Source organism: Microbacterium sp. NPDC028030 (genome assembly GCF_040637855.1).
In the GTDB taxonomy this organism is placed as follows: Bacteria; Actinomycetota; Actinomycetes; order Actinomycetales; family Microbacteriaceae; genus Microbacterium.
In genome coordinates this window covers 442013-464634 of sequence record NZ_JBEZXF010000001.1, presented here as the reverse complement: position 1 = coordinate 464634, position 22622 = coordinate 442013, and the positions used below count along the sequence as shown (strand labels likewise).

The window sequence follows — 22622 nt, the reverse complement described above, 5'->3', positions numbered from 1 at the left end:
CCTGGTCAGCTCTCGGCTGTGACCAGAGGATCGGGCGACTGGTGGGACACGACGCCGCCCGACTCGGTGTCGAAGCCGTTGCGCACCCAGTACTCGTATCCTCCGAGCAGTTCCCTGACGTCGAGGCCGGCGGCGAGCAGCACCCGCGCGGTCGAGGTGCCGCCGTTGCATCCGGGACCCCAGCCGTAGACGACGATCGTGCGGTCACGGGGGAGCGAGTCGATCCCGGATGCGATCTCGGTCTTGGGCAGGTGCAGGGCTCCGGCGATGTGGCCGTGCCGCCACGACTCGAGGCGTCGCGTGTCGACCAGCACCGCCTCCCCTGCCTCGACCGCCTCGCGCGCTGCGATCACGTCGATCTCATACGCGAGGCGCGCATCGACGTGTGCGAGCCGCGCACCGAGATCGGTCATGCGCGGGACGCGGTGCCGAGGAGTGCAGCGAGCTGCGGCAGCTGGGCGGGGTCTTCGAGCGCCGACCCGACGGCGACGACACTGGCACCCGCGCGGAGGTACTCGTCGGCGTTGCCGGCGTGCATGCCGCCCGTCGTGACGAAGCGCGCCTGCGGGAAAGGACCGCGCATCGCGGCGAGCCACTGCGGGCCCAGCACGGAGGCCGGGAAGGCCTTCACCCAGGTGAGTCCCGCTCCGAGGGCGGACTGCACCTCGCTCGCCGTGGCGACGCCCGGCATGCTGATGAGGCCTGCGTCGTGTGAGGCGCGGACGACCTCGAGGTCGAGCCCGGGGCTGACGGTGAACACCGCTCCGGCGGATGCGGCCTGGGCGACGTGCTCGACCGACACCACGGTGCCCGCGCCGACGGCCTTGCCGCGCTCACGTCCGGCTGCAGCGACGACGCGCAGCGCCTCCAGGTCTTCCTCGGTCTGGATGGGCAGTTCGACGACGTCGATCCCGAGGTCCCACGCGGTGGTCGATACGGCGAGACTGCGTTCGACGCCCATGCCGCGGAGGATCGCCATCAGCGGTGCGCCGTCGAAGAGCTCCTCGAAGCCGGAGTTGTCCATGGTCATGCCTTCCCTCGTCATCGCGTCCTGGCCTCTTCCAGGTAGGAGTAGGCGGTCACGCGCGAGATGCCGAGCCGCTTCGCGATCGCTTCGACCGACTTGCGCATCTGCGTCGCACCGCGCTGGTCCAGCCGCTCCAGCACCGTGATCTTGTCGTCGCGCGACATGCTCTCGACCGGGCGGCCGATCTCGCGGATGGCCTCGGTGATCATCGAATCCATGACCGATACGAGGTCGGCGCCGAAGTGCTCCTTCGGGGCATCCGCCGGCACGGGAGGGGGCAGCAGGGCATCGAGCGTCGTGCGGGCGAGCAGCAGCGGGCTGAGGTCGACGTTGACGCACAGCGACGCGATGATGTCACCGGCGCGGTTGTGGAAGTACACCGAGGAGCAGCGGAGCTCCCGTCCGTCGCTCGTGTAACCGGTATAGCCGAACGCATCGTGGTTCCCGCGGCGGTCCTTGAGCACATCCAGGCCGAGCGAGGTGGACGGGCCGCCGACGGCGCGACCGGTGACGTGTCCGTTCTCGATGGCCATGATCGTGTGGCCGAGGTCGACGTCGGTGCCGTCGAGGTTGTGGAGCACGACCTCGACGGTGGGTCCGGCGGCGGTGGCGAGCGCTCGCAGCACCGGCCGGTAGAGGCGGAGCACCTCCTCGGCGCTCTCGTAGGTCTCCCGCGCGAGGTCGTCGGCGAGGGCCGCGACCGCGTTCTCCGTTGTCGTCGATGTCGGCATGGTGACTCCAATCGAGAGCAACGATACAGGCGTACAAAAAATTCGGGAGATAGACAGAATGTCTATTTCGCTGTTAGTTTAGCCACGCCCGAGACGATCCGTCGAGGCCGACCGCAACGGATGCGGGCGCGCATCAACCGAGCAAGGAGCCCCGGATGGCCACTGTCGCTTCATCTGGCTTGACCCCTAAGCAGCGCAAGACGATCGCCGGAGGCGCGATCGGCACGCTGATCGAGTACTACGACTACTACCTGTACGGCCTCGCCGCCGCGGCGGTCTTCCCCGCGGTCTTCTTCTCCTCGAACGACCCCGTGATCGCGCAGCTGTCGTCGTTCGCGACCTTCGCCGTCGGCTTCTTCCTCCGCCCCGTCGGTGGCATCATCTGGGGCATCGTCGGTGACCGCAAGGGCCGCAAGGTCGTGCTGATGAGCACGGTCATCGGCATGGGGCTCGCGACGACGGGCATCGGCCTCATCCCTTCGGACCAGGTGATCGGCGTCGCGGCACCGCTGCTCCTGCTGATGTTCCGCCTGTTCCAGGGGTTCTTCGTCGGCGGTGAGATGGGCGGCGCGGCGACGATGGTCGTCGAGGCTGCGCCGACCGGCAGACGCGGGCTCTACGGCGCCTTCCTGATCAGCGGCGCGGGTATCGCCAACGTGGTGTCGGGCGGACTCATGGCCGGGCTCGGCCTCACCCCCGAGTCGTGGTTCCTGCAGTGGGGCTGGCGCATCCCGTTCGTCTTCTCGATCGTGCTCGCGATCGCCGCGATCCTGCTCCGTCGTCAGCTCGAGGAGTCCGACGAGTTCACCGAGACCCAGACGCTCCTGCTCGCCACCACCGGCAAGAAGCACAACCCGCTCGTCGAGGCCTTCCGCCACCCGAAGAACGCGATCATGGGAATCCTGATCGGTCTGCCGCAGTCGATCGCCGGCTACGTCGTCCTCACCTACGGCCTGGCGTTCATGGTGTCGGACAAGCACCTGCCGGCGTGGATGGGGTTCGCGGGAACCATGCTCGTCGGGCTGCTGCAGATCGTCGTCGCCCCGCTGTGGGGAGCGATCTCCGACCGCATCGGTCGCCGCACCGTCTACATCATCGGCTGCCTCGGGTTCGCCGCCATGGTCTATCCCACGTTCATGCTCTTCAGCACCGGGAACATGTGGCTCATCTGGCTCGGTCAGATCCTGGGCTTCGTCGTCTTCGGCGTCGCGATGCAGGCGACGCTCTCCACGATGCTGGTGGAGATGTTCGACCCCGAGGCCCGCACGACGGGCGTGAACATCGGCTACCAGATCTCCAACACCCTCGGCGGCGGCCTCGCTCCGCTCATCTGCACGGCGCTGGTGGCGGCCGCTGGTGGCGCCTTCTGGCCGGTCGTCGTCTACGCGGCGGTGATCTCCGTGATCGGCGTCATCGCGACGATGGTGGCATCGATCCTGCCCGACAAGGAAGGCGCCGGGCGTCTGCACGAACTTGCGCCGACCGGTGCGGTCAAGACGGGAGGCTCGCGATGACGCCTTCGGAACCGGAGCTGCTCACCGCTCGCGACAAGGGTCTTCCCCAGCGGGCGGCGGGTCTCACGGCTGCGGAGTTCCTCGCCACCGAGGCTCGCCTCGACGAGTTCTGGACGCCGCTGATCGTGCTCGACGACGCGGCGATGCGGGCGAACGTGGCGACGATGGCGCAGTGGTGCGCAGACCGAGGGCTCGACCTCATGCCGCATGGCAAGACCACGATGGCCCCCGCCCTGTGGAAGCGCCAGACCGACGCCGGCGCGCGCGGGATCACGTTCGCGACCATGGGCCAGGTGCGTACCGCTCGCGATCTGGGCGTCGACTCGGTGATGCTCGCGAATGCCGCCGTCGATCGACCTGCGCTGGCGTGGCTGGCGCAGGAGCTGGCGGATCCCGGGTTCCGGTTCGTGAGCTGGGTCGACTCGATCGCCACGGTCGAGACGATGGAGGAGGCTCTGCTCTCCTCAGGGACGCCGCGTCCGGTCGATGTCTGCGTCGAGCTCGGCGGCGCAGGCGGTCGCACCGGCGCCAGGTCCATCGAAGAGGCGGTGCGCGTCGCCGAGCGCATCGCCGCCTCCGCGGTGCTGCGCCTCGCCGGGGTGGCCGGCTATGAGGGGAGCCTCGCGCACGATCGCACGCCCGCGTCCCTCGCGGCCGTCCGTGCGTACCTGGAGTCGCAGCTCCAACTGCACGCCACGATCACGCCGCTCTACGACGACGGCGAGCTGTTCGTGACCGCCGGGGGCAGCGCGTACTTCGACGTCGTCGCCGATGTCTGGGCGACGGCGGCGCGCGACGACCGCACGCACTTCACCCTCCGCTCCGGCGCCTACATCGTGCATGACGACGGCTTCTACCGCGGCATCTCCCCCTTCGACGAGGGAGCAGCGCACACGGAGGGATCCCCTCGGTTCGTGAACGCGATGCACGCAATCGCGCGGGTCGTGTCGGCGCCGGAGCCCGGTCTGGCCCTCGTCGACGCAGGCAAGCGGGATCTGCCCTACGACGAGGGGCTGCCGATCCCGCGCGCCGCGGCGCCCGGCGTGACCGGCCCCTGGCAGCCGCTGCAGGCAGAGGTCTCGGCGATGAACGATCAGCACTCGTACGTGCGCTCGGAGCAGGCGCTGGAGATCGGCTCCGTCGTGCGTCTCGGCCTGTCCCACCCGTGCACCGCCTTCGACAAGTGGCGGGTGCTGCCGGTCGTCGCATCCGCCGATTCCGACGTGGTCACGGGCCTCGTCCGCACATACTTCTGAGGGATGCAGTGATGAACCGGGTGGTCCTGCGCGGTGGTTCCGTCGTCGACGCGACGGGCCTCGTGCGTGCCGATGTCGCGATCGAGGGAGAGCACGTCACGGGCGTCGGTCTCATCGAGCCGCGCCCCGGCGACGAGGTGGTCGACGTCTCCGATCGTCTCATCCTGCCGGGATTCATCGACGCGCACTCCCACGCCGATGGCCTGCTGAGCGACCCCGATGTCACGCTGTCTCTGCTGCGCCAGGGCGTGACCTGCGTCATCGCCGGACAGGACGGCGTGTCGTACGCCCCGGGCGACGGCGAGTACGCCTCCGAGTACTTCGCCGCGATCAACGGGCCGCACCCCAGCTGCCGGGGTGGCGGTGTGGATGCGTACCTGTCATCCGTCGACGGAACCTCGGCGCTGAACGCGGGATACCTCGTGCCGGCGGGCACCGTGCGCTTCGAGGTGTGCGGACGGGAGGATCGCCCGGCGACCGAGGATGAGCGCCGACGCATGCAGGCCCTGGTCGCCCAGGGCATGAGCGACGGCGCCCTCGGCCTGTCGACCGGGCTCGACTACACGCCGGGCATCTTTCAGGACGCCGCGGAGATCGCCGCTCTGTGCGCGCCGGTGGCCGAGGCCGGAGGCGTGTACGTGACGCACATGCGCGGAGGATATGAGGCGAACACCGCGGCCGGCGCGTCGGAGATCGCCGAGATCTCGCGCCTCGCCGCGGCCGAAGCCGGTGCCGAGCTCCCCGTGCACATCTCGCACTTCCATGCCGATGCCGACATCGTGCTCGATCAGCTCGACGCGCTGGAGGCCGCGGGGGTCGATGCGACCTTCGACGCGTACCCGTACACCCGCGGGTGCACCCTGCTGGGCATGCCGCTGCTGCCCCCGGAGGTCGCGGCGCTGCCGGTGGCCGAGGCGGTCGCGGTGATCGCGGATCCGTCGCAGCGTGTCGCTCTGCGTGAGAAGTGCACCCTTCGAGCGGCGACGAGCGCGAGTCTCGGCCCCGAGTGGCCCGACATGATCACGCTGGCCCACCTCGCCGCGCCGGAGCTGTCGTGGGCGCACGGCCTCACGCTTCGCGAGGCCGCCACGCACGCCGGCGTCTCCCCGATCGACTTCGCGCTCGACGCGCTCGCCGCGTCTCGCCTCGAGTGCAGCGCCGTCATGGCCGTCCGCAGCCCGCGCTCCGGCGCCGAGCTGGCCCGCATCTTCGCGCACCCCGCTCACATGGGCGGCTCCGACGGCATCTTCATCGGCGCGCATCCGCACCCCCGTGCCGCCGGCTCGTTCTCGCTGTTCCTGCGCGAATACGTGCGGGAGCGGTCGACCTGGACGTGGGCCGACGCCGTGCACCATCTCTCGACGCTGCCGGCTCGACGCTTCGGCCTCGGGCGTCGCGGAGTCGTGGAGGCCGGCGCTGTGGCCGACCTCATCGTGGTCGATCCGGCGACCGTCGCCGACACGGCCACGTACGAGAATCCGCGCGGACGCGGGGTCGGCATCGACGATGTGTTCGTCGCCGGCATCCGAGTGCTCGCCGACGGTGAGCTCACCGGTGCGCTTCCCGGCCGGGGACTGCGCCGCTCACCCCAGACCTGAATCGTCAACGAAAGGAAAGAGAAATGCCGAAGACCGGATTCTACGCAGACGGGGCGCCCACGCCCGCAGGCCCCTACAGCCACGGCGTGGTCGCGAACGGATTCCTGTACACCGCAGGGTTCGGCCCGCAGGACGCGGCGAACGACCACGCAGTGCCCGACAGCGTCGGCGATCAGACCCGACAGGTGCTCCGGAACATCCAGAAGGTGCTCGCCGTGCACGGCCTGACCATGGACGACGTCGTGAAGTCGACCGTGCACCTGCAGGACCTGTCCGACTTCGCGGAGTTCAACGAGGCGTACGAGGAGTTCTTCACCGCGCCGTTCCCTGTACGCACGACCGTGGGCTCGCAGCTCGCGAACATCCTCGTCGAGATCGACGTGGTCGCCGCTCTGCCCCAGGCCTGACCGCCTTCACTGCGCCGAGCGCGGCGAAACGCCCCGGCCGGGGGAGAGTCCCCGGTCGGAGCGTTCCGTCTCGCTTGGCGTCGATCAGCTGACCTTCTTCCGGTAGGAGATGATCGCGAACACGTAGGCGACCACGAGGATGCCGAAGCACCAGGCGAGGGCGATCCAGATGTCGTTTCCGACGGGCTGCTCGGCGAACAGGTGTTTCGTTCTGGAATGCTGATGTACGCGGACCGTCTTTCATTGCTGCCGATGCCCCCTTCACGGGACGGTGGGTGGATTATTCAATCCCATTGAAGAAAGACGGAGTGATTGTGACTATCGACAGCATGATGCGCAGGGTCGCGCGAAAGTTGAAGTCTGGTGTGGTCGTCGGGGCCTTGGTGATTGCAACTGTGCTCAGTGGCGGGTCGAGCGCAAATGCCACCAACACCACGAATCAATGTGCATGGGCCGTGATGATCGGAGTCCGTGGGACCTCGGCGCCTGGCGGCGCGGGAAGTACTCAAGCGGGTCATGGCTGGACGAGCGGCGGAATGGGCGATGTCGTCGGCCAGTTCACGGCCACCTATCTACTTCCCAGCGATCCGTGGAACGAGTACGGCCTCTATGTTGAAAGCCTCAACTATCCGGCTTCCGACGCTGGCGGCTAAGCGCAGAGCGTCACCGCGGGGGTGCAAGCGTTGCAGTCGGAGCTCGAATGGATGGCCTCTCACTGCGCCAGCCCGCCCGCTGTGGTGCTGGCCGGGCATTCTCAGGGGGCACAGGTCATCCTCACCGCGCTCGCCCCGGGGTCAGAAATCAAGTTCGGCGGTGGCTTCTACCCGACCTTGTCTGCTAAAGCGCGTTCGATGGTCCGCGCAGTAGTGGTCTGGGGAGACCCGACCTGGAAAGCTGGTCAGGTCTGGAACTCGCCTGACTCTGTGAAGACCGGACAGGGGATCCTGGCCCGAGGGCAGGCCAGCTTGGACTATCTCTCATCTGAGTACCGGTCCTGGGGGTGGCCGCAAGGAAGTACGAGTACCAATCCGCAGTGGGTGCCGAAGATCCGTTCCTACTGTTACGCGAAAGACTGGGCTTGCCAGGCAGGGTCTCCGATTGACAATCAAATCCATAGCTCCTATAAGAGCTACATGTCCGATCCGCGATCGTTTGTCCGATACATGATGACTGACTTCTCATGACACGGACGAGCAGTTGGGGACCGATCCAGCGCATACCGCGGCGACCCTACGTCGCTGCGGGCCTCTGGGCGTTCGCGCAGATCGCGGTTGCCTGTGGAGGCGTACTTCTCGTCTATCTCGCTGCAATGCGGATGGATGGATGCGCATCTTCGTGCAGGGACGATCTCGCTAACGTGGCGATCGACGGTCTGAGAGTGGCGCTCATCGTCATCGTCGTCGCTCACTTTGCCCTGCTCGTCATGGCACTCATCAAGAGAACATCACCGCACGTGATTGGCGGCGTGGCGATCGGTCTGAGTCTCGGCGCGATCACCGTCGCCTATCTGCTCATGGTCTCCGCGTACCCGGTCCCCTCCTGATGCCCACGCTGAGGGGCCACTGCGCCGAGCGCGGCGAAACGCCCCGGCCGGGGGAGAGTCCCCGGTCGGAGCGTTCCGTCTCGCTTGACGTCGATCAGCTGACCTTCTTCCGGTAGGAGATGATCGCGAACACGTAGGCGACCACGAGGATGCCGACGCACCAGGCGAGGGCGATCCAGATGTCGTTTCCGACGGGCTGCTCGGCGAACAGCGCCTGGATGGTGTTGACGATCGAGGTGACCGGCTGGTTGTCGGCGAACCACTGCACCGGAGCCGGCATCGTGTCGGTCGGCACGAAGGCCGAGCTGATGAACGGCAGGAAGATCAGCGGGTACGAGAACGCGCTCGCGCCGTCGACCGTCTTGGCGTTCAGGCCCGCGATGATGGCCAGCCAGGTGAGAGCCAGGGTGAACAGCATCAGGATGCCGATCACTGCCAGCCAGGCCCCGACGCTCGCGCCGGTGCGGAAGCCCATCAGGAATCCGACTCCGAAGATGATCGCCAGCGTGATGGCGTTCGCCGTCAGTGACGTGAGCACGTGCGCCCACAGCACGCTCGATCGGGCGATCGGCATGGAGTGGAACCGCTCGAAGATGCCGCTCTGCATGTCGGTGAACAGCCGGAACGCGGTGTAGGCGATTCCGGAGGCGATCGCGATGAGCAGGATGCCGGGGAGCAGGTAGTTCACGTAGTTCTCGGTGCCGGTGCTCTGCTGAAGAGCTCCGCCGAAGACGTACACGAACAGGAGCATCAGCGCGATCGGGGTGACGGCCGTGGTGATGATCGTGTCGGGACTGCGGAAGATGTGCCGCATGGAGCGGCCGGTGAGGGTCGCCGTGTCGGCGGCGAAGTGCGTGCTCATGCTGCGTCCTCCTTCGTGGTCGTGGCCTTGGGGCCGATGAGGGTGAGGAAGATCTCCTCCAGGGTGGGCTGCTTCTCGACGTACTCGACCTTGGCGGCAGGAAGCAGCCGCTTGAGGCCTGCGAGCGTGTCGTTCGCGATGATGCGCCCCTCGTGCAGGATCGCGATGCGGTCGGCGAGCTGCTCCGCCTCATCGAGGTACTGCGTGGTGAGGAGCACCGTGGTCCCGCTGTTCGCGAGTTCCTTGACCACGTCCCACGCCTCGATGCGGGCTTCGGGGTCGAGGCCCGTGGTCGGCTCGTCGAGGTAGATGACCTCGGGGTGACCGACCAGACTCATCGCGATGTCGAGCCGGCGACGCATGCCGCCGGAGTAGGTGCCGACCTTGCGGGAGCCGGCATCCGTCAGGCGGAACGTCGCCAGCAGGTCGTCGGCGACCTGCCCGGCGTCTGGCAGGTGCCGCAGTTTCGCGACCAGCACCAGGTTCTCGCGCCCGGTGAGGATCTCGTCGACGGCCGCGAACTGCCCGGTGAGGCTGATCCGCTCGCGGACGCCGACCGGGTTCGCCGCGACGTCGATGCCCTGCACCGATGCTGTGCCCGCGTCGGACTTCAGCAGGGTGGAGAGGATGCGCACCATCGTCGTCTTGCCGGCGCCGTTCGAGCCGAGGAGGGCGAAGATGCTGCCCTTCTCGACCTCGAAGTCGACGCCCCGCAGCACGTGCAGATCCTTGTACGACTTCTCGATGCCGCGCACCGAGATGGCTGCATTCGTCATGACTCCTCCTTCTTCTTCGCGTCGTCGAACGCCTTGATGAGGCGTGCGCGCTCCTTGTCGATCCACTGGCGTCCGCCGTATGCGGCGGCGTAGTTCTCTGCGAACTCGACCGGGTCGTCTCCGACGATCGCGCTGACCGGGGTGCCGTCGATCGCGGCGCGCTCCCAGATGTCAGCGATGTCGAGGAACATCTTCACGATGGTGTCGCCGTCGGTGATGCCCCCGTAGTACATGTTGTAGCGCTGCTGGGCCTTCGCCATCTCGCGGTACGGCTCGGGGAGCGCGTTGATGCGGGCCTGCGCCTGCTTGTACAGCTTCTTCTCTTCGAGCGATCCGGTGATCGTTTCGATCCACTTCGCGGCCATGGTCAGTTCTCCTTGTCGTCGGTGTTGCGCTTTTCCAGCTGTTCGATGTGCGTCTTGAGGAAGCTCCAGGTGGTCCAGAACTCCTCGAGCTCTTGCCGGCCCTGTGCGTTCAGGGTGTACACCTTGCGGGGCGGACCCTTCTCGCTCGGGACCTTCTCGACGTCGACGAGGCTCTTCTGCTCGATGCGCACGAGGAGTGCGTAGATCGTGCCCTCGGCGATGTCGGTGAATCCGTGGTCTCGGATGCGTGTGGTGATCTCGTACCCGTATGCCGGCTGCTCGGCGAGGAGGGCCAGGACGATGCCCTCCAGAGTGCCCTTGAGCATCTCGGTCATCTGCTTGCCCATCAGGTCCTCCTTTCGTTTCGGTTGGTACTCAGTGTTGCTGGGTACCGGTACAAAGTAACACTGAGTACCGGTACTTAGCAACACCGAATACCAAACTTTTTCCGAGGAGATCGTCGGAGGAGTTTCCGGGCGCGCGAGAAAGACCGCCGGACGACCGGCGGTGAGGAAGTCGCTGCTACGGGAACATGCGGCGGAGCAGCGGCAGGTCGTCGTCGCTCAGCGCCTGGGAGATCAGGGCGGCCGTCTCCGGAGGCATGTCCTTCTCCAGACGCTGCCACAGCCACCGCGCGGCACCCAGGTCGGCGGTGGCGACGGCGGTCGAGAAAGCCGCGACGCCGTCGTAGTACGCGATCGTGGAGGAGCCGGGCTCGGCGTTGTACGGCCCGTAGATGTCGACGAACGGCAGCGTCGGATCCGGACGCAGATAGAGGACGTCACCGGGCGCGATCGGTTCGAAGCCGCGCACGTGGTTGTAGCTGCCGACGGTGACGTAGTCGACGCAGAAGCGCTCGCCGATCGCGATCAGGCTGTCGCCCGGCTGCACCTCGTACGAGAAGATCTCCCCGTCGGCATCCAGGGTGACGGGACCGCTCGCCAGTTCCGACTCGCCCATGTCGACGAGTTCGCCCAGGAGCTTCGCGTACATCGGAGAGCCGTCGTCGCTCTGGATGTTGATGAACGCGTTCGTGGTGCAGTCGCCGGGCCCGCCGGCGGGAACGCTGATGCCGTCGCCCAGGTCGACGAGTTCGTTTCCGACCAGGTTCTCGGTATCGGCGGCGGTCGAGGTGGGGGCCGTGGAGGGTGCGGCGGCGAAACGCTCCGATGCCCAGGAGGCGACATCGAGCACCGCGGGCGCGGCGCCGACCACGGCGGGAGCGGCGGCGGCGACCAGGCCGGCGACCGCGACGGCGACGACGGCGGTGGTGATCTTGGTGGAGCGTTTCATCCCGGTCAGCATGGCATCGAAGCGGGTCAGAGCGCCAGAGCGGAAGCCGGTCAGGTGCGCAGATACGCGAGCACGGCGAGGACGCGGCGGTGGCCGCTGTCGCTCGAGGCGAGGCCGAGCTTGCCGAAGATGTTGCCGATGTGCTTGCTCACCGCCGTCTCGGTCACGAACAGCCGTCCGGCGATGGTGTCGTTGTCGAGGCCCTCCGCCATCAAACCGAGGACCTCCCGCTCGCGCGGAGTCAGCGTCTGCACCGGGTCGTCTGCGCGACGGCGGCTCATCAGCTGCGAGATCACCTCGGGGTCCATCACCGTGCCCCCGGCGGCCACGCGGTGCAGGGCGTCGATGAACGCGGCGACCTTGCCGACCCGCTCCTTCAACAGGTAGCCGAGGCCGTCGGCTCCCGCCGCCAGCAGTTCGCCCGCGTAGCGGTCCTCGACGTACGCCGACAGCACGAGCACCGGGAAGCCAGGACGACGAGCGCGGGCCTCGGCGGCTGCCTTCAACCCCTCGCTCGTGAAGGTGGGCGGCATCCGCACGTCGACCACCGCGGCATCCGCCTCGTCGAGCCGGGCGAGGAAGTCGTCCGCGTTGTCGACAGCGGCCACCACGTCGAACCCCTCGCTGCGCAGCAGCAGCGCTAGTCCCTCCCGCAGCAGGGTGTCGTCTTCGGCGATCACGACCCGCATGGCAGCTCCGCTCTCAGGGTGGTGGGGCCGCCGACAGGACTGGTCAGCGACAGCCTGCCCTCGAAGGCCTCGATGCGACGACGGATGCCGGCGAGCCCGCCCCCCGGCCGCTCGACAGCGCCGCCGACCCCATCATCCTGCACCTCGATGAGCAGCACCTCGCCGTCGCGGGACACGCGGACCGTCGCTCGCGTCCCCTCGCTGTACTTGTTGACGTTCGTGAGGGCTTCGGCGACGACGAAGTAGCTCGCGGACTCCACGGCGGCCGGCACACGCCCGACGCGCGTCGTCTCGATCGTGCACGGCACCACGCTCCGCCCCGCCAACGAGGCCAGCGCCCCCTCTAGCCCGAGCTCGTCGAGGATGGGTGGGTAGATGTCGTGCACGGTGCGGCGGAGTCCGGCCAGAGCATCCGTTGCCGCATCCTGCGCTCGCCGCAGCGGCTCGAGCACGTCACCCCCGGTCTCCTGCGCGCGCTCCGCGATGCCGAGCATCATCACCACGTTCACCAGGCGGTTCTGCGCGCCGTCGTGCAGGTCGCGTTCGATGCGTCGCAGCTCCGCCGCATGGGCGTCGAGCGCGGCCGCGCGGCTGAGAGTGAGGGCGTCGACCCTCGCCGCGAGGCGGGACTTCTCCGGTGTCGCGAGCAGCGTCGCCGACACGAAGGACACCAGGCGAGCGACGAGGGGGATGAGGAAGATCGAGAGGATCGCGTAGGCCACCGCGACGAGAGGCATCGTCGCGGCGAGCTCCCACGACGTCACGGGATAGGGCGAACCGACGGGGTCGTCGGCCGGGGCGAACTGCCAGTAGTAGGTGATGGCGAGGCTGTTGACCGCCGCCACGGGGAGTGCGGCGGTCACCAGCGAGACGAACAGCACGGGGAGCGCCTGCACCGCCAGCCACAGGACCTCGCGACCTGTCGTGCGCGAGAACGCGGAACGCAGCCGCTCGTCGATGGTGGAGCCGGGCGCGAGCACACGACCGAGGGGCGGAAGCACCTCGCCGCGGTAGACCCCGACGCGTCGGCGGTTCATATCCGTCCACGCGTGCAGCCCACGTACCGCCGCGGGCATGAGCAGTACGCCGCCCGTGATGATCATGAGGGGGAGGAGGACGAGTCCGAGGCTGAGGAACACCACGGAGGCGATCGAGACGGCTGCCTCGACGGCCACGTATCCCCAAGCGCGCAGCCAGCGTCGCATCCGTCCGTCCCTCACTCTCACAGTCTGCCCGAGCGGTCGCAGCGGCACGGTATAGCCAGCACCACCATCGATGGAGCAGCGGGCGGGATGGGGCGGCGCGGCGGGCGTCCCTAGCGTCGAGTCATGACCTTCACACCACTCATCCGCGGTGGCGACGCTGGGCCCTCTGAAGCCCTGCGGCTGCACTCCGTCGTCAAGACCTACGGGTCGGGCACCAACCGCGTCTCGGCCCTCCGCGGCGTCGACCTCACCATCGCGAAGGGCTCATTCACCGCGATCATGGGCCCCTCCGGGTCGGGCAAGAGCACGCTGCTGCACAGCGCCGCCGGACTCGACCGACCGAACAGCGGCACCGTGCACCTCGGCGGCACCGAGATCTCGGGACTCACGTCGAAGAAGCTCACGGCGTTCCGCCGAGACCACGTCGGCTTCGTGTTCCAGGCCTACAACCTGCTGCCCGCCCTGAACGTCGAGGACAACGTCACCCTGCCCCTGCGTCTGGGTGGTCGTGCGCTCGAGGTTCGGTGGCTCGACTTCCTGCTCGATGCAGTGGGACTCGCCGATTTCCGTCACCGTCGTCCCTCCGAGCTCTCCGGAGGCCAGCAGCAGCGGGTCGCCATCGCGCGAGCTCTCATCACCCGGCCGCACGTCGTGTTCGGCGACGAGCCCACGGGCGCCCTCGACTCCCGCGCCGGCAAGCAGGTCCTCGATCTGCTCGCCCACACGACGAGGGAGCTGGATCAGACGGTCGTGGTCGTCACTCACGACCCGGTGGAGGCATCGCACGCCGACCGGGTGATCTTCCTGGCCGACGGCGCGTTCGCGGGTCACCTCGACGGCGCCGACCCTGCCCGGATCAACGAGCGCATGAGCGCATTGGGGGAATGGTGATGGCGACGGCACTCGGTCTCGGGAGGATCGTCCGTGCGGACCTGCGTCAACATCGCGGCAGTTTCGTCGGAGTCGCGGTCGCGGTGTTCGTCGCGAGCGCACTGGTGACGGGCCTCGGTGTGCTCGTCGAATCCGGGATGCGTGGCGGGCTGGCGCCGGAGCGCTACGTCGCGGCCGACGTGGTGGTCGGCGCCCCGCAGCAGGTGGACGTGCCGGAGGATCTTCCGGTGCCCCTGCGGGAGCGGGCGCCGCTGCGGGCTGACGCAGCGCGGGACATCGCCGGGCTTCCCGGGGTCGAGCGGGTCGTGGCCGACGTCACCGTTCCGCTCGCGCTGCAGGGTGCGGGTGCCGGGGCGGATGCGGTGGACGGCGGTGCTGCCGTCGTCGAGGCGCATCCCTGGGAGGCCACGGCGCTGACCGGCTTCGAGCTGCGCTCAGGGCGCGAGCCATCGGCCTCCGATGAGGTCGTCGTCTCCGCCGGCAGCGAGCGGGCCGTGGGTGACACCGTCGTCCTGGCCCACGGTGGCGTGCCATCGGAGTACCGCGTGGTCGGCGAGGTGTCGGCCCCGGTCGCACCGGAGCGCGGCACGCACGTGTTCCTCAGCGCGCAGCGCATCGACCAGCTCGACCCGCACGGCGGTGCCGCCCAGACGCTCGGCGTCTTCGTCTCGGGGACCGACCCCGAGCAGGCGGCCGCCGCGATCCGCGAGTCGTTCCCCGATCTGGTCGCCCGCACGGGCGATGCGCGAGGCGACGTCGAGTTCCTCGACTCGGGGGCGGCGCGTTCGATGCTCGTCGCCATCGGCAGCGCCTTCGTCGGCACGTGCATCCTGGTGGCCCTGTTCATCGTGGCGGGCACACTCTCGCTGTCGGTGCAGTCGCGACGGCGCGACTACGCGCTCCTCCGTGCCGTGGGCGCGAGTCCATCTCAGGTGCATGCGCTCGTGGCCCGCGAGGTGCTGTGGGTGGCTGCGGTCGCCGCGGTGCTGGGCATCGCGCCCGGGTACCTCCTGTCGACCGTTCTGCAGACGGCTTTCGTCGCCGGTGGTGTGATCCCGGGCGACTTCGCCCTCGCCTTCAGCCCGCTTCCCGCGGTCGGGGCGGTGCTGCTCGTGCTCGCGTCCGCCTGGGGTGCGGCGCGTATCGCGGCCTCTCGGGTCGCGAAGCTCGACCCGGTCGAGGCACTCCGAGAGTCCGCGACGGGTGCTCCGGCGATCGGTCTTCCGCGCATCATCACGGGCATCGTGCTCGCCGCTGCCGGCGTCTCGGTGTCGACGGTGCCGCTCGTGGTGCGCGGGCAGATCGCCGCCGGCGCCGCGGCAGGGGCCGCCATGCTGCTCATCATCGCGCTCGCCGTGCTCGGACCGTGGCTCGTGTCGCTGAGCGTCCGCCTGATCGGAAGCGTGCTGCGCCGGACGTCGTCGGCGGGGTTCCTCGCTTCGGCGAACGCCACGGCGAACAGCCGACGACTGGCCTCGGCGATCCTGCCGATCGCGCTCGGCATCGGGCTGGGACTCGTGCAGATCGGAGCTCCGTCGATCGTCGCCGCCGAGGCCGCGACGCAGGCCAGCGCCGGCGTCATCGCCGACCTGCGGGTGACGGCGCCGACCGGGCTCTCGCCCGCGGCGGTCGAGGCGATCCGCGAGACCCCTGGCGTGACCGAGGCCTCGGGCGTCGCGCTCAGCGCGGCGGTGGTCGACTCCCACGACATCGAAGGGAAGCTTCAGCGCGAAGAGCACGTGCTGCAGGGCATCGATCCTGAGCGGACCGCGAAGAGCCTCGACCTGCGCGTGCGGGAGGGGTCGCTCGCCGACCTCGACGGCGTCACGGCGGTGGCCGTGAGCACGGATGCCGCCCAGAGCCTCGGGGTCGACATCGGCGGCACGGTCTCCGGCCACCTCGGCGACGGTTCGCCGTGGGAGGCGACCGTGATCGCGGTGTATGAGCGCGGTCTCGGGTTCGGTGACCTGACGATGGCCGCCGACACAGTCAGGGCGCACACCACGGCGGGTCTCGATGCGTTCGCGCTCGCTTCGGTGGAGGCGGACGCCCTCGACGAGGTCCGTGCGGCACTGACAGCGCGTGGCTTCGTCGTGAGCGACGGATCGGGTCAGGAGGCGGCGGGTGCGGGTGCGCAGTCGCAGCAGGGATGGGTGAACCTCATCGCGCTGCTGGTGATCCTCGGCTACATCGCGATCGCCGTGATCAACACACTCGTGATGGCGACAGGGGAGCGCTCGAGGGAGTTCGCGCTGATGCAGCTGATCGGCTCGTCCCGCGGACAGGTGCGCTCGATGATGCGGATCGAAGCCGTGCTGGTGGCCGTCATCGGCATGGTGTTAGGCGTCGTGGTCGCCATACCGCCGCTCGTCGGCGTGAGCATGGGTATCTCGGGGCAGCCGGTGCCCGCGCTGCCGCTGCTCGGGTCCGTGGCGATCATCGGAGCGATGGGCGCGCTGGCCCTCGTCGCGCTGGGGATCGGGACGACCGCGACGATGCGGACCCGCCCGATCGACGAGATCGGGTCGCGCCAGTAGAGCCCGCGGATCAGGAGCGCCGCGTCCGTCGACGCCACGGCCCGGTGAGTCGTGCCCACAACCCCGGTCGATCCTCGGCGTCCGGGGCCTCGGGCGCGGCGACGGCGAACTGCACGAACTCCTCGGCGCCGTGATGCACGACACGGTAGAGCGCGGTGCCGATGAGCACTCCGAGGGCGATCGACATGACCGAGATGAGTGCTGAGGCGAAGTCGGCGAGTCCGCTGTCGGTCGCGACCGCTTCGGTGAGGCCCACGAGCCCTGCGGCGCCGGGCACGAGCAGCCAGAACGCGGGGAGGAAGGTCAGCTGCGAGGGGGCACCGTGACGGAGTCCCGCGATCCAGAACACGACGGGCGTCACGGCGACCGCGCCGACGAAGCCGCCGATCGTCGGGTCGATGAACTCGGTGCCCGCCCACTGTCCGACGTAGGCCACGACCAGGGCGAGCAGCACCCAGCCGAACGTCGACGCCGGCGCCGAGAAGTGGAGGTAGTTGCCGAGGGCGAACACGAGGATGCCGAGGGGTGCGACCCACCAGGGGAGGAAGGCGGAGGCGTCGAGAGCCTCGTATGAGCGCGACTCCACGCCGACGACGGCTCCGGCGGCCAGGATCCCGAACGCGAGGAGTGCGAGCTGGACGAAGCCGTACACCAGCCGTGCGGCCCCCGAGATCATCTGCCCTGCGGCGAGCTCGACGGTCGCCGTGGTCAGCACGCCGCCCGGCAGGAAGGTGACCAGCGGTGCGATCAGCAGGCGGATCGGGTCGCCGATCTCGATGCTCTCCGCGAGCAGGAACACCGCGGTCGCGCACACGAACGCCGCAGCTATGGGCAGGATCAGCTGCAGCGTGGGTGAGCGCACGAGTTTGAGCAGACCGATCCCGAAGCCGAGCACGAACGCGACGATCACCCCCTGCCAGGTCGGGGCGAGCAGGAGGGCGAGGCCCGTCGTGAGGATGGCATGCCCGAACGTCCGCGTGACCCAGCCGAGTCTCGGCCGCATGGCGCCGATCTCGTTCAGTCGGCGGATGCCGTCCAGCGGCGGGACCGATCCGGTCTTGGCCTGGTTGATCAGCTCGTACAGCGCCGCGATCTGGTCGAACCGGAACGAGGCGTTGGTCGCGGAGCGTATCGCGACTCGCGACTCGTCGCTCTCTCCCGTCTCGACGAGGATGATCGTGGGCAGCACGACGAAGTCCGTGTCGTCGCCGCCGTTCGCGACCGCGACCTCGGAGAGCGTGTCCCGGATACGGTCAACCGACTCGGCGGAGGCGTTCATCCCCTGGGCGAGCCCGAGGAGGAACTGCCGGAGCGCGGAACGATCGATGCCGTCTGTCATGGGGGACAGCGGTCAGGTCAGGTGAACAGGAACGAGAGCGGGACTCCGACGAGGATCGCGACGGCCACGTAGATCAGGTTCGGCAGCTGGAACGAGTGGTCGAAGACGAACTTGCCCATCTTGGTCGTGCCCGTCTGGTCGAACGCCACCGTCGCGACCTGGCTGCCGTTGGCGGGCAGCGTGTAGATGCCCATGGCGGACGGCCACAGTCCGACCAGCAGTGAGGCGGGCAGGCCGATCGTGATGCCGATGGGGACGATGGCGTTCGTGGCGCTGGACTGGCTCGTCGTGAGCATCGCGACGGCGAACAGGGCCAGCGCGAAGAGCAGCGCGCCGAGGAAGGCCGACGAGCCGGAGACGACGGATCCGAGCCCGTCGACGATGAGGGTCTGGTTCGCCGCGACGAACGTGTTGGCGAGCCAGGCGATTCCGAAGAGGGCGATGGCCCCGACGATGCCGGCGGGGAACGTGGGCTGCTTGGGGACGTCTGCGGCCTTCACCTTGCAGAACACGAAGATCAGGGCGGCGATGATGCCCATCGTGACCTCGATGATGACCGTGACGCTGAGGCGTACCGGGTCGCCGCCGTCATCGGTGCCGATGATCGGACGCAGATTCTCGAACAGGCCGAACAGCACGATGACACCGACGCCGGCGAGGAACAATGAGGCCGAGAGGACGGCGGTCGGAGACAGCTTGTTCTCGTGCGCGTCGGTGACCGGCGGCTTGATCTGCCCCTCGGCCAGTCGGCGCTGGAACTCCGGGTCGTCGTCGAGGTCCTTCCCGTGCCGCATCATGACGAGAGCGGCCACGAAGAGTCCGGCGATCGACGCCGGCCACATGATGAGCAGCAGGCCGCCGAGGTCGACACCCTGCGGGGCGAGCAGCACCACCATCGACGCGGTCGCCGCCGAGACGGGCGAGCAGAGGATGCCGACCTGGGAGGCCACGGCCGAGACCGACAGGGCGCGTTCCGGACGGATCTTCTGCTGATACGAGACGTCGTAGATCACGGGCAGCAGCGGGTAGAAGATGTTCCCCGTTCCGGCGCCGACCGTGAACAGGAACGACATGGCCGGCGCGAGGAACACCACGGACTTGGGCCTGCGCCTGATGACCTTCGCCGCGACCGACACCATCCAGTCGATGCCGCCTGCCGCCTGCATGGTGGACGCGGCGGTGATCACGGTGATGACGATGAAGACCGCGTCGACGGGGGCGTTGCCCGGTGCCTCGCCGAACAGGAACACCAGGACGGCGACGCCGACCAGACCCCAGACGCCGAGGCCGATCCCGCTCGTGCGGGTGCCCATGTAGATCGCCCCGATCACGACGATCAGCTGGGCGACGAGGATCCACACGTTGTCGTTCATGACGACGGCCCCTTCACGATCGGAGCGGAGCCGGTGAGCACGGTGGTCGACAGTGCGGTCTCGACGATCTTCCCGTCGATGGCCTCGACCTTGAGCGCGAGGGCATCCTCGACCGGGCTCACCGCGGTGACGAACTCGGAGTTCTCGAAGTGCAGGGACTGCAGGTTGCCCACGGCGTAGCCCGTCGAGAGCTCCCCGCTGAGAAGCGAGGCGTGGAACAGAGGACGACGCTGGTCTTCGGCGTCATAGTGCGGACAGAAGCTGCCGTGCAGGAAGCCGAGACCCTCGGGCAGCACCTGCAGTGTCGGGCCGTAGCTGTCGGTGGTGCCGCCCTCGAACCAGCAGATGCCGCCGGCGCTGCCCCCGGTGAAGACGACGTTCGAGTTGGGGTCCTCCCACATCTCGCGCATGATCTCGTCGAGTCCCTGTCGCTTCCATACATCGAGCATGTTCGCCGTGTTGCCGCCGCCGACGTGGATCACGTCGAAGCCCTTCACGAACCCGGCGAGGTCGTCCACGGCGCGGTGGAACAGCGGGAGGTGGTGGGGCGCGCACCTGTCGGAGTCGTAGGTCGAGTAGAAGCTCACGATGTACGCGGCATCGTCGCCGGTCGCCGTTCCGACGAAGAGGACCCGCGGTCGTTCTCTGCCGGTGAGTCCGAGGATGTACTCGTGCGTCGGATCGTTCCGACGCTCCATCATGGCCTTCCCGGCCCCTGTTGCGACGACGTGCGACATCGACTACCCCCCTCGACCACGGCAGATGCGCTCAACATACTGGCTCGTCATGCCCGGCGTCCACCGGTTCTGAGGGAGCAGAGAGACCGCTCTCACAGCAATCTCACATGACATGATGTAACATGTTAGCCGTCTGTTGGTTCGTCCGGTTCGCTGGGCGTGGACACTCCGCTCGTCTGGGTCGATGCGATCGATGCTGACGTCGGGCGGCGCAGGCGGCCGTGGTCTCTCCCCCTCCGCCTCGGTCGCCTGCGCTGAGAAGAGCACCCTTCTGGGGAGGGTGTGCCTCTGGGGAGGGCGTGCAGTGGGCCTGAAGGGGAAGGCCCCGCTTTCGGCATGGGGACGCGTTGCCGCGCGCCCCCATGCCGACGCACGAGACGACGCCGGCTCGGCAGCTCGGCCGTTCGGCAGCTCAGCCGTTCAGGCGCCCGCCGACGATGAGTCCTTCGAGCAGCGGCAGCGTGCGCGAGCGGGGCGCCTGCGGCCGCACACCGAGGGCGGTGGCGAGTTCGAGCGCGAGGGCAGCGTGGCCGGCGGCGTTCGGGTGGAACGGGTCGTTCATGAGTCCCCACGGGACTCCGCCTGCGCCGAGGTCGGCGAAGCGCGCGTACTGGTCGACCAGGATCACGTCCTCGCTTGCCGCGACCTGTCGCACGGCGTCCGCGAATTCGCCGATGCGGGCGCGCTCCGGGGCGTTCCGGATGTCGATCGCGGGCGGCGTCTGCAGCACCGGGACCGCGCCGAGCGCACGCACACGCGCGACGAACTCCCGCAGCGAGGCGGCGTAGTCGGCCGCGGAGATGACTTCGCGCGGCCCGCCGTCCGAGGCGTCGTTCGTACCGATCATGAGGGTGACCACATCGGGGTGCCATGAGGCGACGCGGCGGTCCCAGTCGTCGAGGAGGTCGACGATCCGGTTGCCGCTGATCGCCGTGTTGAGCACGACGTCGCGCACGCGCTCCAACTCGCCGCGGATGAGCTCGTGCAGGTGCTCCGGGTAGCTGCGGGCGCCCTGCGTGTGCACGAGTCCGTGCGTGATGGAGTCACCGGTGATGACCCAGTTCAGCGGCTCGGGAGCGGCGAGCGCGGCCGCGATCCGGCGACGGTCGGAGGTGGCGGATGCGGAGGCGGAGGAGTCGGCGTTCGGCACGGCTCCGAGCTTATCGGTCGCGCCCCGTGGGATACGGTGGACGCGTGAGCCCTGAGTCGGACAGACCGTAGATCGCGGGTCGAGCGCGCGTCGCGTGCTCCCCGCATCCTCGTCGACCCTTCCGCTCGTTCGCCGCCCGCACGCTCCCGCGTTGCCGACGGTGTCCCTTCGTCTGGATGCCTCATGCCTCTGCTCATCCCTGTCCTCGCTCTGGCGATCTTCGCCCAGGGCACCAGCGAGTTCATGCTCGCCGGTCTTCTCCTCCCCCTCTCGTTCGACCTCGGCGTCGAGCCGTCCGTCGCCGCACTGCTGACCTCGGCGTTCGCTGTCGGAATGGTGGTCGGCGCGCCGGTCATGGCGCTGTTCGGCAGCCGGTGGCGCCCGCGCCGGGCGCTGGTCTTGCTGCTCCTCCTCTTCATCGCGGCCCACGTGGTGGGGGCGCTCGCATCCTCGTTCTGGTTGCTCCTGCTCAGCCGCGTGCTCGCGGCATTGGCGAACGCCGGCTTCCTCGCGATCGCGCTCGCGACCGTGCGCGGCATCGTGGCTCCGGAACGTGTCACGCGCGCGGTCGCGGTGCTCCTCGCGGGGACGACACTCGCCACGATCGTCGGCGGTCCCGCCGGCGCCGCGCTCGCGAACGCCTTCGGCTGGCGGTCCACGTTCTGGGCGGTCGTGCTGCTGTGCCTCCCTGCGGTGATCGCGCTGCTCCTCGATCGGACGCTCGGTGCGACGCCCCATCCGCCGAAGATCCGGCTGCGGACGGAGGTCGCCGAACTGCGTCGTCCCCCGGTGCTTCTGGCCGTGGTGCTCGCCGTCCTCGTGAACGCCGCGACCTTCGGTGCGTTCACCTTTCTGGCCGTGATCGGCGCGGATGCCGGGGTGGAGGATGCGTGGATCCCGCTGCTCCTCGCCGTGTTCGGGATCGGAGCCTTCCTCGGTGTCGCCGCGACGGGGCGGTGGGCTGCGCGCGTCGGCCGCGCGTGGGTGTCGGTCGGCGCCGCGGCCGGGACGGTCGTGTGGGTGCTGTGCGCCCTGGGAGCGGGTTCTGTTCCTGCTGTCTTCCTTGGCGCGATGGTCGGTGGGATGGTGTCGTTCGCCGTCGGCGCCGCGCTGATCGCGCGCATCGTCGGCGAAGCCACGGGTGCGCCCGTGCTCGGTGGGGCCTATGCCACGGCGGCGTTGAACCTGGGTGCTGTCGCCGGACCCGCGGTCGCTGGCGTCGCGTATTCGAGCGTCGGCGCGCCCGGTGTGCTGTTCGTCTCGGCGATCCTCACGGCTGCGGCGGCGCTGCTCACGCCACTGCTGCGGGGCCGGTGATCGCCCGTGTCG

23 protein-coding genes and 2 pseudogenes are annotated in these 22622 nt (G+C 68.8%); 10 read left to right on the top strand and 15 right to left on the bottom strand.

What is annotated here, in order from left to right:
* Positions 1 to 5: 5 nt before the first annotated feature.
* The 3 genes from AB0E56_RS02220 to AB0E56_RS02210 are packed head-to-tail and all read right to left on the bottom strand — an operon-like array spanning position 6 to position 1758.
* Positions 6 to 413: a rhodanese-like domain-containing protein gene (locus AB0E56_RS02220; protein WP_359796442.1), complete on the bottom strand. Its 408-nt coding sequence runs from the start codon at positions 411 to 413 to the stop codon at positions 6 to 8.
* Positions 410 to 1030, bottom strand: a complete 621-nt coding sequence (locus AB0E56_RS02215; RefSeq protein ID WP_359796441.1) for a bifunctional 4-hydroxy-2-oxoglutarate aldolase/2-dehydro-3-deoxy-phosphogluconate aldolase — start codon at positions 1028 to 1030, stop codon at positions 410 to 412. Before AB0E56_RS02215 ends, AB0E56_RS02220 begins: the two co-directional genes overlap by 4 nt.
* Before the next feature lie 11 nt (positions 1031 to 1041).
* The gene (locus tag AB0E56_RS02210; protein WP_359796440.1) at positions 1042 to 1758 is read right to left on the bottom strand and encodes a PAS domain-containing protein; all 717 of its coding nucleotides are present in this window, start codon (positions 1756 to 1758) and stop codon (positions 1042 to 1044) included.
* Between the two features lie 155 nt (positions 1759 to 1913).
* Between AB0E56_RS02210 and AB0E56_RS02205 the strand changes: the two genes are divergently transcribed.
* The 4 genes from AB0E56_RS02205 to AB0E56_RS02190 are packed head-to-tail and all read left to right on the top strand — an operon-like array spanning position 1914 to position 6533.
* Positions 1914 to 3272, top strand: coding sequence for an MFS transporter (locus AB0E56_RS02205; protein ID WP_359796439.1), 1359 nt, complete (start codon positions 1914 to 1916; stop codon positions 3270 to 3272).
* Positions 3269 to 4528, top strand: coding sequence for an amino acid aldolase (locus AB0E56_RS02200; RefSeq protein WP_359796438.1), 1260 nt, complete (start codon positions 3269 to 3271; stop codon positions 4526 to 4528). The genes AB0E56_RS02205 and AB0E56_RS02200 overlap by 4 nt, the downstream gene beginning before the upstream one ends.
* An 11-nt stretch (positions 4529 to 4539) precedes the next feature.
* Entirely contained in the window at positions 4540 to 6126 is a 1587-nt protein-coding gene (locus AB0E56_RS02195; RefSeq protein ID WP_359796437.1) for an amidohydrolase family protein, read from the top strand.
* A gap of 23 nt (positions 6127 to 6149) precedes the next feature.
* On the top strand, positions 6150 to 6533 hold the full coding sequence (locus AB0E56_RS02190) for a RidA family protein (RefSeq protein WP_359796436.1): 384 nt from the start codon (positions 6150 to 6152) through the stop codon (positions 6531 to 6533).
* An 84-nt stretch (positions 6534 to 6617) separates the two neighbouring features.
* On the opposite strand, the pseudogene AB0E56_RS02185 reads toward AB0E56_RS02190, so the two are convergent.
* A pseudogene (locus AB0E56_RS02185) lies at positions 6618 to 6734 on the bottom strand (ABC transporter permease); the annotation flags it as partial.
* A gap of 74 nt (positions 6735 to 6808) precedes the next feature.
* Between AB0E56_RS02185 and AB0E56_RS02180 the strand changes: the two are divergent.
* The 3 genes and pseudogenes from AB0E56_RS02180 to AB0E56_RS02170 all read left to right on the top strand — a co-directional run bounded on the left by AB0E56_RS02180 (position 6809) and on the right by AB0E56_RS02170 (position 8076).
* Positions 6809 to 7186 (top strand): hypothetical protein, encoded by a 378-nt coding sequence (locus AB0E56_RS02180; protein ID WP_359796435.1) that lies wholly within the window; start codon positions 6809 to 6811, stop codon positions 7184 to 7186.
* Between the two features lie 15 nt (positions 7187 to 7201).
* A pseudogene (locus AB0E56_RS02175) lies at positions 7202 to 7717 on the top strand (cutinase family protein); the annotation flags it as partial.
* A gap of 173 nt (positions 7718 to 7890) precedes the next feature.
* Positions 7891 to 8076 (top strand): hypothetical protein, encoded by a 186-nt coding sequence (locus AB0E56_RS02170; protein WP_359796434.1) that lies wholly within the window; start codon positions 7891 to 7893, stop codon positions 8074 to 8076.
* 94 nt (positions 8077 to 8170) lie between these two features.
* On the opposite strand, the gene AB0E56_RS02165 is transcribed toward AB0E56_RS02170, so the two are convergent.
* The 7 genes from AB0E56_RS02165 to AB0E56_RS02135 all read right to left on the bottom strand — a co-directional run bounded on the left by AB0E56_RS02165 (position 8171) and on the right by AB0E56_RS02135 (position 13281).
* The gene (locus tag AB0E56_RS02165) at positions 8171 to 8938 is read right to left on the bottom strand and encodes an ABC transporter permease (RefSeq protein ID WP_359796433.1); all 768 of its coding nucleotides are present in this window, start codon (positions 8936 to 8938) and stop codon (positions 8171 to 8173) included.
* Positions 8935 to 9714: an ATP-binding cassette domain-containing protein gene (locus tag AB0E56_RS02160; RefSeq protein ID WP_359796432.1), complete on the bottom strand. Its 780-nt coding sequence runs from the start codon at positions 9712 to 9714 to the stop codon at positions 8935 to 8937. The genes AB0E56_RS02165 and AB0E56_RS02160 overlap by 4 nt, the downstream gene beginning before the upstream one ends.
* Complete coding sequence (locus AB0E56_RS02155) at positions 9711 to 10079, bottom strand: DUF1048 domain-containing protein (protein ID WP_359796431.1); 369 nt, start codon at positions 10077 to 10079, stop codon at positions 9711 to 9713. The genes AB0E56_RS02160 and AB0E56_RS02155 overlap by 4 nt, the downstream gene beginning before the upstream one ends.
* A gap of 2 nt (positions 10080 to 10081) precedes the next feature.
* Entirely contained in the window at positions 10082 to 10426 is a 345-nt protein-coding gene (locus tag AB0E56_RS02150; protein WP_359796430.1) for a PadR family transcriptional regulator, read from the bottom strand.
* A gap of 175 nt (positions 10427 to 10601) precedes the next feature.
* The gene (locus AB0E56_RS02145; RefSeq protein WP_359796429.1) at positions 10602 to 11372 is read right to left on the bottom strand and encodes a LysM domain-containing protein; all 771 of its coding nucleotides are present in this window, start codon (positions 11370 to 11372) and stop codon (positions 10602 to 10604) included.
* Between the two features lie 50 nt (positions 11373 to 11422).
* Positions 11423 to 12061 (bottom strand): response regulator transcription factor, encoded by a 639-nt coding sequence (locus tag AB0E56_RS02140; RefSeq protein WP_359796428.1) that lies wholly within the window; start codon positions 12059 to 12061, stop codon positions 11423 to 11425.
* Complete coding sequence (locus AB0E56_RS02135; RefSeq protein WP_359796427.1) at positions 12049 to 13281, bottom strand: sensor domain-containing protein; 1233 nt, start codon at positions 13279 to 13281, stop codon at positions 12049 to 12051. The genes AB0E56_RS02140 and AB0E56_RS02135 overlap by 13 nt, the downstream gene beginning before the upstream one ends.
* A 108-nt stretch (positions 13282 to 13389) precedes the next feature.
* Here AB0E56_RS02135 and AB0E56_RS02130 point away from each other — a divergent pair, with 108 nt between their 5' ends.
* The gene (locus tag AB0E56_RS02130; protein ID WP_359796426.1) at positions 13390 to 14157 is read left to right on the top strand and encodes an ABC transporter ATP-binding protein; all 768 of its coding nucleotides are present in this window, start codon (positions 13390 to 13392) and stop codon (positions 14155 to 14157) included.
* Positions 14157 to 16694 (top strand): FtsX-like permease family protein, encoded by a 2538-nt coding sequence (locus tag AB0E56_RS02125; protein ID WP_359796425.1) that lies wholly within the window; start codon positions 14157 to 14159, stop codon positions 16692 to 16694. The genes AB0E56_RS02130 and AB0E56_RS02125 overlap by 1 nt, the downstream gene beginning before the upstream one ends.
* Before the next feature lie 10 nt (positions 16695 to 16704).
* On the opposite strand, the gene AB0E56_RS02120 is transcribed toward AB0E56_RS02125, so the two are convergent.
* The 4 genes from AB0E56_RS02120 to AB0E56_RS02105 form a co-directional block, all read right to left on the bottom strand.
* Positions 16705 to 18033, bottom strand: coding sequence for a threonine/serine exporter family protein (locus AB0E56_RS02120; RefSeq protein WP_359796424.1), 1329 nt, complete (start codon positions 18031 to 18033; stop codon positions 16705 to 16707).
* A 17-nt stretch (positions 18034 to 18050) separates the two neighbouring features.
* Positions 18051 to 19406, bottom strand: coding sequence for an anaerobic C4-dicarboxylate transporter family protein (locus AB0E56_RS02115; RefSeq protein ID WP_359796423.1), 1356 nt, complete (start codon positions 19404 to 19406; stop codon positions 18051 to 18053).
* Positions 19403 to 20143, bottom strand: coding sequence for a peptidase E (locus AB0E56_RS02110; protein ID WP_183151514.1), 741 nt, complete (start codon positions 20141 to 20143; stop codon positions 19403 to 19405). The genes AB0E56_RS02115 and AB0E56_RS02110 overlap by 4 nt, the downstream gene beginning before the upstream one ends.
* 412 nt (positions 20144 to 20555) lie before the next feature.
* A complete protein-coding gene (locus AB0E56_RS02105) occupies positions 20556 to 21293 on the bottom strand; it encodes an SGNH/GDSL hydrolase family protein (protein ID WP_359796422.1) in 738 nt (245 codons plus the stop codon).
* A gap of 183 nt (positions 21294 to 21476) precedes the next feature.
* Here AB0E56_RS02105 and AB0E56_RS02100 point away from each other — a divergent pair, with 183 nt between their 5' ends.
* Positions 21477 to 22610, top strand: coding sequence for an MFS transporter (locus AB0E56_RS02100; protein WP_359796421.1), 1134 nt, complete (start codon positions 21477 to 21479; stop codon positions 22608 to 22610).
* Positions 22611 to 22622: the final 12 nt, after the last annotated feature.

What these genes read in the sequence shown, in the direction of transcription:
- AB0E56_RS02210 (WP_359796440.1), bottom strand. Translation starts at nt 1,758, where the DNA reads ATGCCGACATCGACGACAACGGAGAACGCGGTCGCGGCCCTCGCCGAC.
- AB0E56_RS02155 (WP_359796431.1), bottom strand. Translation starts at nt 10,079, where the DNA reads ATGGCCGCGAAGTGGATCGAAACGATCACCGGATCGCTCGAAGAGAAG.
- AB0E56_RS02140 (WP_359796428.1), bottom strand. Translation starts at nt 12,061, where the DNA reads ATGCGGGTCGTGATCGCCGAAGACGACACCCTGCTGCGGGAGGGACTA.
- AB0E56_RS02110 (WP_183151514.1), bottom strand. Translation starts at nt 20,143, where the DNA reads ATGTCGCACGTCGTCGCAACAGGGGCCGGGAAGGCCATGATGGAGCGT.
- AB0E56_RS02165 (WP_359796433.1), bottom strand. Translation starts at nt 8,938, where the DNA reads ATGAGCACGCACTTCGCCGCCGACACGGCGACCCTCACCGGCCGCTCC.
- AB0E56_RS02200 (WP_359796438.1), top strand. Translation starts at nt 3,269, where the DNA reads ATGACGCCTTCGGAACCGGAGCTGCTCACCGCTCGCGACAAGGGTCTT.
- AB0E56_RS02100 (WP_359796421.1), top strand. Translation starts at nt 21,477, where the DNA reads ATGCCTCTGCTCATCCCTGTCCTCGCTCTGGCGATCTTCGCCCAGGGC.
- AB0E56_RS02130 (WP_359796426.1), top strand. Translation starts at nt 13,390, where the DNA reads ATGACCTTCACACCACTCATCCGCGGTGGCGACGCTGGGCCCTCTGAA.
- AB0E56_RS02145 (WP_359796429.1), bottom strand. Translation starts at nt 11,372, where the DNA reads ATGAAACGCTCCACCAAGATCACCACCGCCGTCGTCGCCGTCGCGGTC.
- AB0E56_RS02195 (WP_359796437.1), top strand. Translation starts at nt 4,540, where the DNA reads ATGAACCGGGTGGTCCTGCGCGGTGGTTCCGTCGTCGACGCGACGGGC.
- AB0E56_RS02220 (WP_359796442.1), bottom strand. Translation starts at nt 413, where the DNA reads ATGACCGATCTCGGTGCGCGGCTCGCACACGTCGATGCGCGCCTCGCG.
- AB0E56_RS02160 (WP_359796432.1), bottom strand. Translation starts at nt 9,714, where the DNA reads ATGACGAATGCAGCCATCTCGGTGCGCGGCATCGAGAAGTCGTACAAG.
- AB0E56_RS02125 (WP_359796425.1), top strand. Translation starts at nt 14,157, where the DNA reads ATGGCGACGGCACTCGGTCTCGGGAGGATCGTCCGTGCGGACCTGCGT.
- AB0E56_RS02190 (WP_359796436.1), top strand. Translation starts at nt 6,150, where the DNA reads ATGCCGAAGACCGGATTCTACGCAGACGGGGCGCCCACGCCCGCAGGC.
- AB0E56_RS02115 (WP_359796423.1), bottom strand. Translation starts at nt 19,406, where the DNA reads ATGAACGACAACGTGTGGATCCTCGTCGCCCAGCTGATCGTCGTGATC.
- AB0E56_RS02120 (WP_359796424.1), bottom strand. Translation starts at nt 18,033, where the DNA reads ATGACAGACGGCATCGATCGTTCCGCGCTCCGGCAGTTCCTCCTCGGG.
- AB0E56_RS02215 (WP_359796441.1), bottom strand. Translation starts at nt 1,030, where the DNA reads ATGACCATGGACAACTCCGGCTTCGAGGAGCTCTTCGACGGCGCACCG.
- AB0E56_RS02150 (WP_359796430.1), bottom strand. Translation starts at nt 10,426, where the DNA reads ATGGGCAAGCAGATGACCGAGATGCTCAAGGGCACTCTGGAGGGCATC.
- AB0E56_RS02205 (WP_359796439.1), top strand. Translation starts at nt 1,914, where the DNA reads ATGGCCACTGTCGCTTCATCTGGCTTGACCCCTAAGCAGCGCAAGACG.